The sequence below is a fragment of the Streptomyces sp. NPDC048288 genome (assembly GCF_043201555.1).
In the GTDB taxonomy this organism is placed as follows: Bacteria; Actinomycetota; Actinomycetes; order Streptomycetales; family Streptomycetaceae; genus Streptomyces.
The window spans coordinates 262,790-275,218 of record NZ_JBICZD010000012.1 but is presented as its reverse complement, the minus strand read 5'-3'; the positions used below and the strand labels follow the sequence as shown (position 1 = coordinate 275,218).

Sequence of the window (12,429 nt, the reverse complement as noted above, 5' to 3'; positions counted from 1 at the left end):
TCGAGACACTAGCGGCGCGAAGATGGGCATGGGGCGGGATTGTCCAACTGGAGGCAGGAGTGCAGGTGGAGGCGGATCAGGTGGCCGGTGCATATCCACTGGAGCGGCCCTCGCGACGTATGTTCAGGGACGAGACGCTGCTCGTTCTGGGGCTTTCGCTCGGTGCGAGCGGAGTGTCCGCCCTGATCAGCTTTGTCGGATCGGTCACCAAACCGGGCGGCCTGAAGGACCAGGCGGCGACCCTCAACGCGTCGGCCGCGCCGGGCCGCCCCTGGCTGGATCTCGCCTGGCAGCTGTTCGGCATCGCGTCCGCGCTCGTCCCCGTGCTGCTGGTCGCGCACCTCCTGCTCCGCGAGGGCGCGAGCCTGCGCACGCTCGGCTTCGACCGCACCCGCCCCTGGCCCGACCTCGGGCGCGGAGCGGGCGTCGCGGCGGTGATCGGCAGCACCGGGATCGCCTTCTACCTGGCCGCACGGGGCCTCGGCTTCAACCTCACGGTGGTGCCGGAGGCGCTGCCCGACGTGTGGTGGAAGTACCCCGTGCTGATCCTCTCCGCGATGCAGAACGCGATCCTCGAAGAGGTCATCGTCGTCGGCTATCTGCTGCGCCGCCTCGACCAGTTGGGGTGGACCGCGGGGACGGCGCTGGTGGCCAGTTCCGTACTGCGCGGGTCGTACCACCTGTACCAGGGGATCGGCGGCTTCGTCGGCAACATGGTGATGGGCGTCGTCTTCGTCTACCTGTACCGGCGGTGGGGGCGGGTCGGTCCCCTGGTGGTGGCGCATTCCCTCCTCGACATCGGCGCGTTCGTCGGCTACGCGCTGCTCGCGGGCAAGGTGGGCTGGCTGCCTACGGCGTGAGCAGTTCCCCGTCGATCACGGTGACCGCGCGCCCGCTCAGCAGGGTGCGGTCGCCGCGCAGCGAGGTGCGGACCAGTCCGCCGCGGCGGGAGGCTTGCAGCCCCGTCAGGTCGTCGCTGCCGAGACGCCCGGACCAGTGCGGGGCGAGGGCGGTGTGGGCGCTCCCCGTCACCGGGTCCTCGTCGATGCCGACGTTGGGGAAGAAGCAGCGGGAGACGTAGTCGTAGCCCCTGGCCGGGTCCTGGGCACGGGCGGTGGCGATGATCCCGCGCGTGGAGTACGCGCCGAGGGCCCGGTGGTCGGGGGAGAGGCCCAGCACGGTCTTCTCGTCGGCGAGTTCGAGGAGCAGGTCACCGACGTTCGGCCCGGTGTCGAACCCGGCGACGGGCTCGGCACCGAGCGCCCCGGCGACCCCGTCGGGCACGTCCACGCGGGTGAGCGGGGCGGTCGGGAAGTCCAGGGTGATCACCCCGTCCGGGCCGGGCGAGGCGATCAGCACCCCGCTCCGCGTGGCGAACCGGACGGGCCCCTCGTACGCCCCTGTCGTCGCCAGCACATGGGCGGTGGCGAGGGTGGCATGCCCGCACATCGCGACCTCCGCGACCGGGGTGAACCACCGCAACGCCCAGTCGGCGTCCCCGCCCTCGGGCAGGGGGTGCGCGAACGCGGTCTCGGCGTGGTTCACCTCCATGGCCACGTTCTGCATCCAGTCGTCCTCGGGAAAGGCGTCCAGCAGCACGACACCGGCCGGGTTCCCGGAGAAGGCGCGCTCGGCGAAGGCATCGACGATTCGAATCCGCATACCCGAGACGCTAGGCCCCGCACTCGCCCCCCGGCCCGGTCCAATCCCGCGGTCCTGGCCCGATTTCCACCCCATGGGCTCAGCGGGGCCGCCCGGAAAGGCGTTTGACGCCCCACGGCCTCCCCTGCTCGACTCGGCCCCCATGATCACAGGACCGATGCACCCCGACATGCATCCCGTCGACGAGGACCTCGTACGACGGCTGATCGCCGCCCAGTTCCCCCGGTGGGCCGGGCTGACGGTGGCGCGGTGGCCGTCCGGGGGCACGGTCAACGCCATGTTCCGGCTCGGCGACGACCTGGTCGTCAGGCTGCCGCTGGTCCGGAGCGGGGCGCCGGACGTGTCCACGGAGCAGGAGTGGCTGCCACGCCTGGCCCCCCACCTGCCCGTGCCCATCCCCGAGGTGCTCGCCGCCGGAAAGCCGGGCGAGGGGTACCCGTGGCCGTGGTCGGTGTACCGCTGGCTGCCGGGACGGCCCGCAGAGGCGGGTGCACTGCCCCGTCCCATGGGCCTGGCCGAAGACCTCGCCGCGTTCGTGACGGCGATGCGGAGCATCACCCTGCCGGCGGCGCCGCCCGCCTATCGGGGCGGACCGCTCGCCTCCCTCGACGCGGCGACCCGGGCGGCGATCGACCAACTCCGCGCGCTCCCCGCCGAGAACGTCGACTGCGACGCCGCCACCGCCGTATGGGAGCAGGCACTGCGGGCCCCGGCCTCGCAGGAACCCCCGGTATGGCTGCACGCCGACCTCATGCCGGGCAACATCCTCCTCGACGCCGACGGCAGACTGGCCGCCGTGATCGACTTCGGCTGCGCGGGCACCGGCGACCCGGCCTGCGACCTGTTCCCGGCCTGGAACCTCCTCCCGCCGCCCGCCAGGAAAGCCTTCCGCGAGACCTTGTCCCCCGACGACCCGACCTGGACCCGCGCCCAAGGCCGCGCCCTCTCCCAGGCCCTCATCGCCCTCCCCTACTACCGCACCACCAACCCCACCATGGCCCACAACGCCCGCCACACCATCACCACAACCCTGACCCCTCCCTGACCCCCCACCCCGCACCCCTCCGGGAGGGCTGCGCGATCACACGACGGCGCGCCCCTCCCCAGGGGTGCGGGGAACTGCGCGAGACCGCACGGCGGCGCGGCACAGGGCATTGGACCGCAGGCCACGACGGCGTGTCCCTTCAGGGGCGCGGGGAACTGCGCGAGACCGCACGGCGGTGCCGCACCGGCCGTCCAACCGCCCGCTCCCACGGCGCTCCCGCCCAACCACCATCCCCCGGGCAACGAAAAGGGCCGACCCGGTATCGAGTCGGCCCCTTACAGCAGCTCCCCGCTCAGTCCGTGCCCAGCTCCATCGCGGCCCGGTCCAGCAGCTCGTCGTCGTCCGGCGCAGCCTCCCCGCGGGACGCGATCGCCTCGGCGCCGCCCTCCGGCATGGTGCCGATCAGACCGGTCGCCGCCGCCTGCGCCGCACCGATCGCCGGGTTGGCGGAGCCGATCAGCCCCAGCCCGGCGTACTGCTCCAGCTTCGCGCGGGAGTCGGCGATGTCCAGGTTCCGCATGGTGAGCTGGCCGATCCGGTCCACCGGACCGAACGCCGCGTCCTCGGTCCGCTCCATCGACAGCTTGTCGGGGTGGTAGCTGAAGGAGGGACCCGTCGTGTCGAGGATCGAGTAGTCCTCGCCGCGCCGCAGGCGGAGCGTCACCTCGCCGGTGACCGCCGCGCCGACCCACCGCTGCAGCGACTCCCGGATCATCAGCGCCTGCGGGTCCAGCCACCGGCCCTCGTACATCAGCCGCCCGAGCCGCCGGCCCTCGTTGTGGTACTGCGCGACCGTGTCCTCGTTGTGGATCGCGTTGACCAGCCGCTCGTAGGCCGCGTGCAGCAGCGCCATGCCCGGCGCCTCGTAGATGCCCCGGCTCTTCGCCTCGATGATCCGGTTCTCGATCTGGTCGGACATGCCGAGCCCGTGCCGGCCGCCGATCGCGTTGGCCTCCATGACCAGCTCGACCGCGGTCTCGAACTCCTTGCCGTTGATCGTCACAGGCCGGCCCTGGTCGAAGCCGATCGTGACGTCCTCGGGCAGGATCTCGACCTCGGGGTCCCAGAACCGCACGCCCATGATCGGCTCGACGGTCTCGATGCCGTTGTCCAGGTGCTCCAGGGTCTTCGCCTCGTGCGTGGCACCCCAGATGTTGGCGTCGGTGGAGTACGCCTTCTCGGTGCTGTCCCGGTACGGCAGCCCATGGGCCACCAGCCACTCGGACATCTCCTTGCGGCCGCCGAGCTCGGTCACGAAGTCCGCGTCCAGCCAGGGCTTGTAGATCCGCAGGTGCGGGTTGGCGAGCAGCCCGTACCGGTAGAACCGCTCGATGTCGTTGCCCTTGAAGGTCGACCCGTCGCCCCAGATCTGGACGTCGTCCTCCAGCATCGCCCGGACGAGCAGCGTGCCGGTGACGGCGCGGCCGAGCGGGGTGGTGTTGAAGTACGACCGGCCGCCCGAGCGGATGTGGAACGCACCGCAGGTGAGCGCGGCGAGGCCCTCCTCGACCAGCGCGGCCCGGCAGTCGACCAGGCGCGCGATCTCGGCACCGTAGGTGTGCGCGCGGCCGGGCACCGAGGCGATGTCGGGCTCGTCGTACTGGCCGATGTCGGCGGTGTAGGTGCACGGGACGGCGCCCTTGTCGCGCATCCACGCGACCGCGACCGAGGTGTCGAGCCCGCCGGAGAAGGCGATGCCGACGCGCTCGCCGGCGGGAAGGGAGGTGAGGACCTTGGACATAGGAAGATTATGCATGAGACCGCATGGTCATGCAACGTCCCTGTTGGAACCGCCGCCGGCCGCCCGCCGGGCTCTTCCGGGGGGCTTGCCATCCGAACTCTTCCGATATATCGTTGAGGCATCGCGAACGATACGCGACAGATCAACGATGGAATGGAGTGGTTGTCATGCGTTCCCACGGATTCGAGCGTGGACATGGTCAGGACCGCCCGCACGGCCGGGGCGGTTTCGGTGGACGTGACGGTCGCCGTGCGGCGTTCGGGCCCTTCGGTCCGGGCGGCCCCGGTTTCGGTCCCGGGGGACCCGGTTTCGGACCGGGGCCCTGGGGGCCGCGAGGGCGCGGCGGTCCCAGGGGAAGGGCGCGGCGCGGTGATGTACGGGCCTCGATCCTGGCCCTGCTGAAGGACCGCCCGATGCACGGTTACGAGATGATCCAGGAGATCGCCGAGCGCAGCGGCGGCGCGTGGAAGCCGAGCCCCGGCTCGGTCTACCCCACCCTGCAGCTGCTGGAGGACGAGGGCCTGATCACCAGCGAGAGCGAGGGCGGCAAGAAGCTGTTCTCCCTCACCGACAGCGGCCGCACGGCCGCCGACGAGGGCCCGGACGCCCCCTGGGAAGAGGCTTCCCGCGGTGTCGACTTCGAGGCCCTGAACGAGATCCGCCAGGCCGGCTTCGGTCTGATGGAGGCCTTCGGCCAGGTCTGGAAGACCGGCAGCAAGGAGCAGCGCGAGAAGGCGCTGACCGTCATCAACGAGGCCCGCAAGAAGCTGTACCTCATCCTCGCCGACGAGGACTGAGCCACGGCGCACAGGGCGCCCTCCGGATTGCTCCGGGGGGCGCCTTTTCGTGCGTAGGGCCTCAGGCCACCAGTCCGCCCAGCTTGCGCAGCGACTCGTTGAGGGCCGCCGTCGCCGAGTCCTTGAGCTTGCCCGCCATCAGCGACACGGCCGCGCCCGTGAACTCGCCGTCGATCCGCACCCCGGTCGCGTCCCCTTCCGGGGTCAGGGTGTAGCGCGTCGCGACGGTCACCGCCATCGGGCCCTTGCCGCGGATCGCCAGCACCCGGGCCGGCTCCAGCTCCTCGATGGTCCACTCGACCTCGGCCGGGAACCCCATCAGCTTCATGTTCTCCTGGAAGGTCCCGCCCACCGCCAGCGTCTCGGGGCCGCCCTTGGGGAAACTGGTGTGGGTCGCGTTCCACTCGCCGTACGCCGACCAGTCGGTGAGCTGTGCCCACACCTTCTCGGCCGGTGCCTGGATGCGTGTCTCCGCGCTGACTTCGGCCATCGGGCCACCCCTTCGTGTCGGGCTACGGTGTCGCGGAACGTAGCCCCGGGGCCTCGAACATTCAATACTGATGAACCGTCAGGAAATGTGTGGGTCCGGCCCCGGTCCGTGCCGGCTCCGGCCGCTCAGCCCACGCGCCGTATCTCCGCCGCGTCGAACAGGTCCCACGCGCGCGGGAGCGCGCTCTCGTCATGGCAGTGCCACGCCTCCCAGAACAGGTCCGCGAGCAGCGCGTCCTCCGGGGCGTACACCCTGTACACGTACTGTCTGCCGTCGACCGCCGGCAGGGCGACCAGCCAGCAACCGCACGCGCTCTCCACATCGGTAAGGGACGTGCGACCGGTGCGCGACGGTTGCGCGAGGGGCGCACGGCAAGGCGGCGCGCGCCCCAAGGGGCATCTCGGCCTGATCTCATCCGTAAGGAGGAGATTTGGGCCGTCGCCGTCCACTCTGCGTGGGACGCGAAAATGCTTCCCCCCGCCGATGACTCAGGCCGCTGAGGTTGATGAGGTGGGGGATGTGCAACCCCGTATTCCCCGCCAGCCGGCCCAGGATCAGGGCAGTATCCACGCGGACGACGATGCCGGGCTCGGTGCCGAGCTGGCAACGGTGGTGGCGGGTGCCCGCCGCAGGGCCGTGCGGGACGGGGACCGCCAGGTCGACACCGCCCATCTGCTGCACTCCCTGATCGAGTACGACCCCGAGGTCCGGGACGTCGTCGGCGACGCCCCGCAACTCGCCCGCCTGCTCGGCTACCTCGTGCAACGCAGCATCGGCTACGGGCTGCGCTGGCAGAGCGGGGTCGAGGACTCCGGCGCGCTGCCGGCCGTCCCGCACGCCGCGGGCAGGGCCGACGGCGCCTGGTCGCCGGTGGCCGCGGCCGCCCTGGAGTACGCCCGCTGCCGCGCCCGGCACCGCGGCGACGGCCCCGCGGGCGGCATCGACCTGCTGGCGGGACTGGTCGTCGACCCGGAGTCGCGGGCCGTGGAGGTGCTGGAGCGGGCCGGCGTGGCCGCCCGCGCCCTCGCCGTGCGGATCGACGGGGATGGCGAGATCCGGGACGGCGGGATCGGGGACGGCGGGATCCGGGACGCCGGGGCGGAGCGTCGCACGTCCAGCCGCTGAGACAGGTGTCATAGGGGGTGACGCTCATGTCGTCCCCTGTCATCATGTGCCGGTGCACATCACTGACAGCAGCCATGGCAAGGGCCTCGGACTCTCCCTCGCCCTCGGATCGGCGCTCGCCTTCGGGGGCTCAGGCGTCGCCGCCAAGCCCCTCATCGAGGCCGGACTCACGCCGCTGCAGGTGGTGTGGCTGCGGGTGGCGGGTGCCGCGCTGGTGATGCTGCCGCTGGCCGTCCGCCACCGGGACCTGCCGCGCCGCCGGCCCGCGCTGCTCGCCGGGTTCGGGCTGCTCGCCGTCGCGGGCGTCCAGGCCTGCTACTTCGCCGCGATATCCCGCATACCGGTGGGGGTGGCGCTGCTCGTGGAGTACCTCGCCCCGGCGCTGGTGCTCGGCTGGGTCCGCTTCGTGCAGCGGCGGCCGGTCACCCGCGCGGCCGCGCTCGGTGTGGTCCTCGCGGCCGGCGGCCTCGCGTGTGTCGTGGAGGTGTGGTCGGGGCTGCGGTTCGACACGCTGGGACTGCTGCTGGCGCTGGGGGCCGCGTGCTGCCAGGTGGGGTACTTCGTGCTGTCGGACCACGGCGGCGGCGAGGGGGCCGATCCCCTGGGGGTGATCGCCTACGGGCTGCTGGTCGGCGCGTTGCTGCTGACCGTGGTCGCCCGGCCCTGGGAGCTGGACTGGTCGGTGCTGGGCGGCTCCGCGCGGATGAACGGGACGACGGTGCCGGCGGTGGCGCTGCTGGGCTGGATCGTGCTGGTCGCGACGGTCGTCGCCTACATCACCGGGGTGGTGTCGGTACGGCGGCTGTCCCCGCAGGTGGCGGGGGTCGTGGCCTGCCTTGAGGCGGTGGTGGCCACGGTGCTGGCCTGGGTGCTGCTGGGGGAGCACCTGTCGGCGCCGCAGGTGGTGGGCGGGGCGGTGGTGCTGGTCGGCGCGTTCATCGCGCAGTCGTCGGCACCCGCCAAGGGCTCTGCCGAGCCCTTGGCACGGAGTGAGGGTGTCGTACGGGAGCCGGCCGTCTGAGCGTGGTCGGCCGCCGTGACTCCGGTCAGGCGCCGCTCCTCAGGTACGACGGGACCGCGATGCCCGCCGCCACGTCGTCGTTCGTGATCGGGGCGTCGTAGCCCTTCCGCAGCGGGACCACGCCCGCCCAGTAGGGGAGATCCATGTCCTCGGGCTCGTCGTTGGCGCCGCCGGTGCGGGTCTTGGCGGAGACCTCGTTCAGGTCCAGGCGGATCACCGCGGTCGCGGCCAGTTCCTTCTTGTTGGCCGGGCGGGAGTCGGCGGAGCGGCCCGGCACCACGTGGTCGACCAGGGCGTCCAGCGCGAGGCGCTTCTCCTCGGGGTCGGTGACCTGGTGGGCGACGCCGTGCACCACGGCCGAGCGGTAGTTGATCGAGTGGTGGAAGGCGGAGCGGGCCAGCACCAGGCCGTCGACATGGGTGACCGTCACGCACACCGGGAGCCCCGGGTCGGCCTGCCCGGTCATCCGCAGGGGCCGCGAGCCCGTCGAGCCGTGCAGGTACAGCACCTCGCCGACCCGGGCGAAGAGCGTCGGCAGCACCACCGGCGCGCCGTCGCGGACGAAGCCGAGGTGGCAGACGTAGGCCTCGTCGAGGATCGAGTGCACCGCTTCCCTGTCGTACGACGCCCGTTCGGCGGAGCGGGTGGGGACGGTGCGGTCGGTCGTGGGGTAGGCGGCGGGCTGGGCCGGGACGGTGCCCTGGACGGCGGACTCCATTTGGCATCTCCATTGCACTAGTGCATAATCTACTTTGTGCTAGGAGAATATCCGATCGAAGGGCGTGGCGCAGCAGAGATTGCGGCCAGCGTCGAGCGCGCGGTGGGTTCCGGGGAGCTGGAGCCGGGGCAACTGCTTCCGCCCATGCGGGAGTTGGCGACCCGGCTCGGGGTGAATCCCAATACGGTCGCGGCCGCCTACCGCACCCTGCGCGAGCGCGGGGTGATCGAGACCGCCGGCCGCCGAGGCAGTCGTATCCGGCCCAAACCGGCGACCACCGGGCGGGACCAGAGCCGGATCGACGTACCCGCCGGGGTGCGCGACCTGTCCTCCGGCAACCCCGACCCCGCGCTGCTCCCGTCCCTCGCACCGGCCCTCGCGGCCGTGGCGGCCGAGGGCGATCGGGTGTCGGTCCTCTACGGCGCCGACCCCGTCGAGCCGGAGCTGGAGCGCGTCTCGCGTGCCGAGTTCACCGCCGACGGCGTGCCCGAGGGGCCGTTCACCGTCACCTCCGGCTCCCTGGACGCCGTCGAACGCGTGCTGCTGGCGCACCTCAAGCCCGGCGACCCGGTGGCCGTCGAGGACCCCGGCTGGGGCCGCACCCTCGATCTCGTCCCGGCGCTGGGGCTGCGCACCGTCCCGGTGGCCGTCGACGACGAGGGGCCGCGCCCCGACGGCCTGCGCCGGGCGCTGGAGTCCGGGGCGCGCGCCCTCATCGTCACGGCCCGCGCGCACAACCCCACCGGTGCCGCGGTGAGCGCCGCACGCGCGCGTGCCCTCCGTGCCGTCCTGCGCGAGCACCCGCACACCGTGCTGATCGAGGACGACCACGGCCACGGCATCGTCGACCTCCCCCTGCACCCGCTGGTGGGCGGTACCCACCACTGGGCCTTCGTCCGCTCGGTCGCCAAGGCCTACGGCCCCGACCTGCGGCTGGCCGCCCTCACCGGTGACGCGACCACGGTCGACCGGGTCAGCGGCCGGCAGCGCCTGGGGCCGGGCTGGGTGAGCCGGCTGCTGCAGCGCACCGTGGTGCGGCTCTGGACGGACGGCGCCGTGGACGGGCCGGCGGTGGCGGCGGCCTACCGGAGCCGCCGCGACCTCCTGATCGACGCGCTGGCGGACCACGGTGTCGAGGCCCACGGCCGCAGCGGCATGAACGTCTGGGTGCCGGTCCCGGACGAGACGAGCGTGGTGTCCCGGCTGCTGCACGAGGGCTGGGCGGTGGCCCCCGGCGCGCGCTACCGGCTGGCGACCCCGCCGGGCATCCGCGTCACGGTCTCGACGCTCACCCCCGAGGAGGCCGGTCCGCTGGCGGCCGCGGTGGCGGCGGCGGTGGTCCCGGCGCGGGGGCGGGTCCAGGCCTAGACGGGGCGGTTCTTCCGGACCCGGTCGGTGCCGCTCTTCCGGGACCGCACCTGGGTGAGCGCGGCGCCGGCCAGCACCACGACCGCGCCCACCGGGGTGCTCCACCGCAGGGACTCGCCGAGCACCGCGACCCCCGCCGCCGTGGCGATGACCGGAATGAAGTAGGTGACCATCTGCGCGGTGGTCGGCCCCACCTCCGCCACCAGGCCGTACTGGATCAGCACCGCGAGTCCCGTGCCCAGGGCGCCCAGTGCGGCGACCGCCAGCAGCGGGACCCAGGAGACCTGCCCGGGGAACGAGGTGAACAGCGGCGTGACGACAGCCAGTTGCAGGGTCGCCAGCAGCAACTGCGCCCCGGTCATGGAGAGATGCGACTCGCCCGTGCCCGCCAGCGTCCGCCGGACGTAGATCCAGCCGATCGGATAGCTGAGCGACGCCAGCAGCGCCAGCACCGTCCCGGTGGCATTGAGGCCGTGGAACCCCTCCCAGGCGCCCAGCACCGTCAGCACCCCGAGGAAGCCCAGGCCGAGCCCGGCGAAGCGGACCCGGGTCGGCCGGTCCTCCGACAGGGCGACCAGGGACAGCGCCATTCCCCACAGCGGCGAGGTCGCGTTGCAGATCCCGGCCAGCGTGGACGGGATGGTCAGCTCCGCGTAGGCGAACAGGGAGAACGGCAGCGCGTTGAGCAGGAACGCGGCGACCGCCAGCCGGCCCCAGACGCGGGCCCCGCGCGGCAGCCGCTCCCGCTTCACTGCCATCGCCGCCGCCAGCACCGCCGTACCGAACACCAGCCTGCCCAGGGTGACCTGGAACGGCGCGTACCCCTGGGTCCCGACCTTGATCAACAGGAAGCTGAAGCCCCAGATCAGCGACAGGGCGCCGAAGCGCAGGCGCCAGTCGAGGCGCGGGCGGGAACGGTCGGTGCCGAGGGCCGGCCGACCGGTGGCGGTGGCCGTGGTGGTGGCCGTGGTGACGGTGCTCATGCCCTCCACCATGCGGGAGCCGACGTCGTAGCACAATCGAGATTTCCCACTCGGTACCTCGTAGAATCACTTACATGTTGAACCTGGAGCGCCTGCGCACCCTCGACGCCCTCGCCCGGCACGGCTCGGTCAGCGGGGCCGCCGAGGCCCTGCATGTCACGACCTCGGCGGTCTCCCAGCAGATGGGCAAGCTGGAACGCGAGGTGGACCAGCAGCTTCTCGCCAAGAACGGCCGCGGGGTGCGGCTCACCGACGCGGGACGGCTGCTCGCCGAGCACGCGGCCCGGATCCTCTCCCAGGTGGAGCTGGCCCAGTCCGACCTGGAGGCGCACCGGGGTCAGGTCGTCGGCGAACTCAGACTCTCCGCGTTCCCGACGGCCGCCCGCGGCCTGTTCCCGGCCGCGCTGGCCGACCTGCGGGGCCGGCACCCGGCGCTGCGCGTGCGCTCCACCGAGCTGGAACCGGAGCGGGGCATCGCCGGAGTCGTCCGCGGCGACCTCGATCTCGCCGTCGTCCTCGACTGGTACAACAAGCCGATGCCGCTGCCCGACGGGCTGGTCAAGGCGCCCCTGCTCGACGACCCCGCCGACGTGGCGCTGCCGGCCGGGCACCGGCTCGCCGACCGGGACGAGGTGGACCTCGGCGAGTTCGCCGACGACGAGTGGATCACCTGGGGCGAGGGCGAGTTCTGCCACGAATGGCTGATGTTCACCCTGCGCTCGCGCGGGATCGAGCCGATCGTCGGACACCGCGCGGCCGAGACGCACACCCAGCTCAACCTGGTCGCCACCGGTCTCGGGGTCTGCATCGCCCCGCTGCTGGGCCGCCACCCGGTGCCCGAGGGCGTGGTCATGGTGCCCCTGAAGCAGCGGGTGCGCCGCCATGTGTACGTCGTCTGGCGGGCCGACGCCGACCGCCGCCCCTCGATCCGGGCGGCGGTGCAGGCCCTGCGCGGCGCGGCCGGGACGATCGCCTGAACCGGCCTACGCCCCGCCCAGCTTGCGGAAGTCCCAGGACGCGGTCTTCGTCGGGGTCAGCCGCGCCCAGGCGTGCCGGCCGTCGTGCGGCATCTCGTCCAGGCCGAAGTTCTTGCGGGCGAACAGCGTCTCCACGTAGTCGAGTTCGGCGACCAGTTCGCCGGTGCGCGGGACCTCGCCCACGAACTCGACGGACCCGCGCAGCTCGACCCCGCGCAGACTGTCGTACTCCTCACCGGAGTCGACCACGACCGCCACCCGCGGATCACGGGTGAGGTCCTTCCAGCGCTGGCTGCGCACCACCGAGTACAGCCACAGCGATGTGCCGTCCCAGGCGAACCACAGGGCGCTGACGTGCGGCGCCCCGGACGCCGATACGGTCGCGACCCGGCAGGTGCGCTGTGTGGTGAGGAACTCGTCCAGCTCACCGGGCGTCATCATGATCTTCCGGCCCCGGCGCTGAGTGACGGTCATGCGGCCCCCCTCTTCTTCTCTTCTTCCG

14 protein-coding genes are annotated in these 12,429 nt (G+C 72.6%); 7 read left to right on the top strand and 7 right to left on the bottom strand.

Going from position 1 to position 12,429, the window contains the following annotated elements:
• Positions 1-59: 59 nt before the first annotated feature.
• The gene (locus tag ACGFZS_RS37480; RefSeq protein WP_393544192.1) at positions 60-860 is read left to right on the top strand and encodes a CPBP family intramembrane glutamic endopeptidase; all 801 of its coding nucleotides are present in this window, start codon (positions 60-62) and stop codon (positions 858-860) included.
• Here ACGFZS_RS37480 and ACGFZS_RS37475 read toward each other — a convergent pair.
• Positions 850-1,662, bottom strand: coding sequence for a PhzF family phenazine biosynthesis protein (locus ACGFZS_RS37475; RefSeq protein WP_393798850.1), 813 nt, complete (start codon positions 1,660-1,662; stop codon positions 850-852). The genes ACGFZS_RS37480 and ACGFZS_RS37475 overlap by 11 nt on opposite strands.
• Before the next feature lie 142 nt (positions 1,663-1,804).
• On the opposite strand from ACGFZS_RS37475, the gene ACGFZS_RS37470 reads away from it, so the two are divergent.
• Positions 1,805-2,707, top strand: coding sequence for an aminoglycoside phosphotransferase family protein (locus ACGFZS_RS37470; RefSeq protein ID WP_393798849.1), 903 nt, complete (start codon positions 1,805-1,807; stop codon positions 2,705-2,707).
• A 292-nt stretch (positions 2,708-2,999) separates the two neighbouring features.
• On the opposite strand, the gene argG is transcribed toward ACGFZS_RS37470, so the two are convergent.
• On the bottom strand, positions 3,000-4,448 hold the full coding sequence (gene argG / locus ACGFZS_RS37465; RefSeq protein WP_393798848.1) for an argininosuccinate synthase: 1,449 nt from the start codon (positions 4,446-4,448) through the stop codon (positions 3,000-3,002).
• Between the two features lie 167 nt (positions 4,449-4,615).
• Here argG and ACGFZS_RS37460 point away from each other — a divergent pair, with 167 nt between their 5' ends.
• On the top strand, positions 4,616-5,245 hold the full coding sequence (locus ACGFZS_RS37460; protein ID WP_355714513.1) for a PadR family transcriptional regulator: 630 nt from the start codon (positions 4,616-4,618) through the stop codon (positions 5,243-5,245).
• Positions 5,246-5,306: 61 nt separating this feature from the next.
• On the opposite strand, the gene ACGFZS_RS37455 is transcribed toward ACGFZS_RS37460, so the two are convergent.
• Both ACGFZS_RS37455 and ACGFZS_RS37450 read right to left on the bottom strand, forming a co-directional pair.
• A complete protein-coding gene (locus ACGFZS_RS37455; protein WP_355714510.1) occupies positions 5,307-5,735 on the bottom strand; it encodes an SRPBCC family protein in 429 nt (142 codons plus the stop codon).
• Between the two features lie 125 nt (positions 5,736-5,860).
• Positions 5,861-6,055, bottom strand: coding sequence for a hypothetical protein (locus ACGFZS_RS37450; protein ID WP_355714508.1), 195 nt, complete (start codon positions 6,053-6,055; stop codon positions 5,861-5,863).
• Positions 6,056-6,254: 199 nt separating this feature from the next.
• Between ACGFZS_RS37450 and ACGFZS_RS37445 the strand changes: the two genes are divergently transcribed.
• Together ACGFZS_RS37445 and ACGFZS_RS37440 are read left to right on the top strand one after the other, a co-directional pair.
• A complete protein-coding gene (locus ACGFZS_RS37445; protein ID WP_393798847.1) occupies positions 6,255-6,860 on the top strand; it encodes a Clp protease N-terminal domain-containing protein in 606 nt (201 codons plus the stop codon).
• A 46-nt stretch (positions 6,861-6,906) separates the two neighbouring features.
• The gene (locus tag ACGFZS_RS37440) at positions 6,907-7,881 is read left to right on the top strand and encodes a DMT family transporter (protein ID WP_393798846.1); all 975 of its coding nucleotides are present in this window, start codon (positions 6,907-6,909) and stop codon (positions 7,879-7,881) included.
• Between the two features lie 25 nt (positions 7,882-7,906).
• Here ACGFZS_RS37440 and ACGFZS_RS37435 read toward each other — a convergent pair whose 3' ends face one another.
• Positions 7,907-8,599 carry a pyridoxamine 5'-phosphate oxidase family protein gene (locus ACGFZS_RS37435; protein ID WP_393798845.1) on the bottom strand — a complete coding sequence of 231 codons (693 nt, stop codon included), beginning with the start codon at positions 8,597-8,599 and terminating at the stop codon, positions 7,907-7,909.
• Positions 8,600-8,635: 36 nt separating this feature from the next.
• On the opposite strand from ACGFZS_RS37435, the gene ACGFZS_RS37430 reads away from it, so the two are divergent.
• Entirely contained in the window at positions 8,636-9,967 is a 1,332-nt protein-coding gene (locus ACGFZS_RS37430) for an aminotransferase class I/II-fold pyridoxal phosphate-dependent enzyme (protein ID WP_393798844.1), read from the top strand.
• Here ACGFZS_RS37430 and ACGFZS_RS37425 read toward each other — a convergent pair.
• Positions 9,964-10,950, bottom strand: coding sequence for a DMT family transporter (locus ACGFZS_RS37425; protein WP_393798843.1), 987 nt, complete (start codon positions 10,948-10,950; stop codon positions 9,964-9,966). The genes ACGFZS_RS37430 and ACGFZS_RS37425 overlap by 4 nt on opposite strands.
• Positions 10,951-11,024: 74 nt before the next feature.
• On the opposite strand from ACGFZS_RS37425, the gene ACGFZS_RS37420 reads away from it, so the two are divergent.
• The gene (locus tag ACGFZS_RS37420; RefSeq protein ID WP_393798842.1) at positions 11,025-11,927 is read left to right on the top strand and encodes a LysR family transcriptional regulator; all 903 of its coding nucleotides are present in this window, start codon (positions 11,025-11,027) and stop codon (positions 11,925-11,927) included.
• 6 nt (positions 11,928-11,933) lie between these two features.
• Here ACGFZS_RS37420 and ACGFZS_RS37415 read toward each other — a convergent pair whose 3' ends face one another.
• On the bottom strand, positions 11,934-12,401 hold the full coding sequence (locus ACGFZS_RS37415; RefSeq protein ID WP_355714488.1) for a pyridoxamine 5'-phosphate oxidase family protein: 468 nt from the start codon (positions 12,399-12,401) through the stop codon (positions 11,934-11,936).
• Positions 12,402-12,429 lie beyond the last annotated feature (28 nt).

Coding starts and splice junctions, on each gene's coding strand:
- argG (WP_393798848.1), bottom strand. CDS start 4,448: ATGTCCAAGGTCCTCACCTCCCTTCCCGCCGGCGAGCGCGTCGGCATC.
- ACGFZS_RS37470 (WP_393798849.1), top strand. CDS start 1,805: ATGATCACAGGACCGATGCACCCCGACATGCATCCCGTCGACGAGGAC.
- ACGFZS_RS37475 (WP_393798850.1), bottom strand. CDS start 1,662: ATGCGGATTCGAATCGTCGATGCCTTCGCCGAGCGCGCCTTCTCCGGG.
- ACGFZS_RS37455 (WP_355714510.1), bottom strand. CDS start 5,735: ATGGCCGAAGTCAGCGCGGAGACACGCATCCAGGCACCGGCCGAGAAG.
- ACGFZS_RS37415 (WP_355714488.1), bottom strand. CDS start 12,401: ATGACCGTCACTCAGCGCCGGGGCCGGAAGATCATGATGACGCCCGGT.
- ACGFZS_RS37425 (WP_393798843.1), bottom strand. CDS start 10,950: ATGAGCACCGTCACCACGGCCACCACCACGGCCACCGCCACCGGTCGG.
- ACGFZS_RS37420 (WP_393798842.1), top strand. CDS start 11,025: ATGTTGAACCTGGAGCGCCTGCGCACCCTCGACGCCCTCGCCCGGCAC.
- ACGFZS_RS37435 (WP_393798845.1), bottom strand. CDS start 8,599: ATGGAGTCCGCCGTCCAGGGCACCGTCCCGGCCCAGCCCGCCGCCTAC.
- ACGFZS_RS37460 (WP_355714513.1), top strand. CDS start 4,616: ATGCGTTCCCACGGATTCGAGCGTGGACATGGTCAGGACCGCCCGCAC.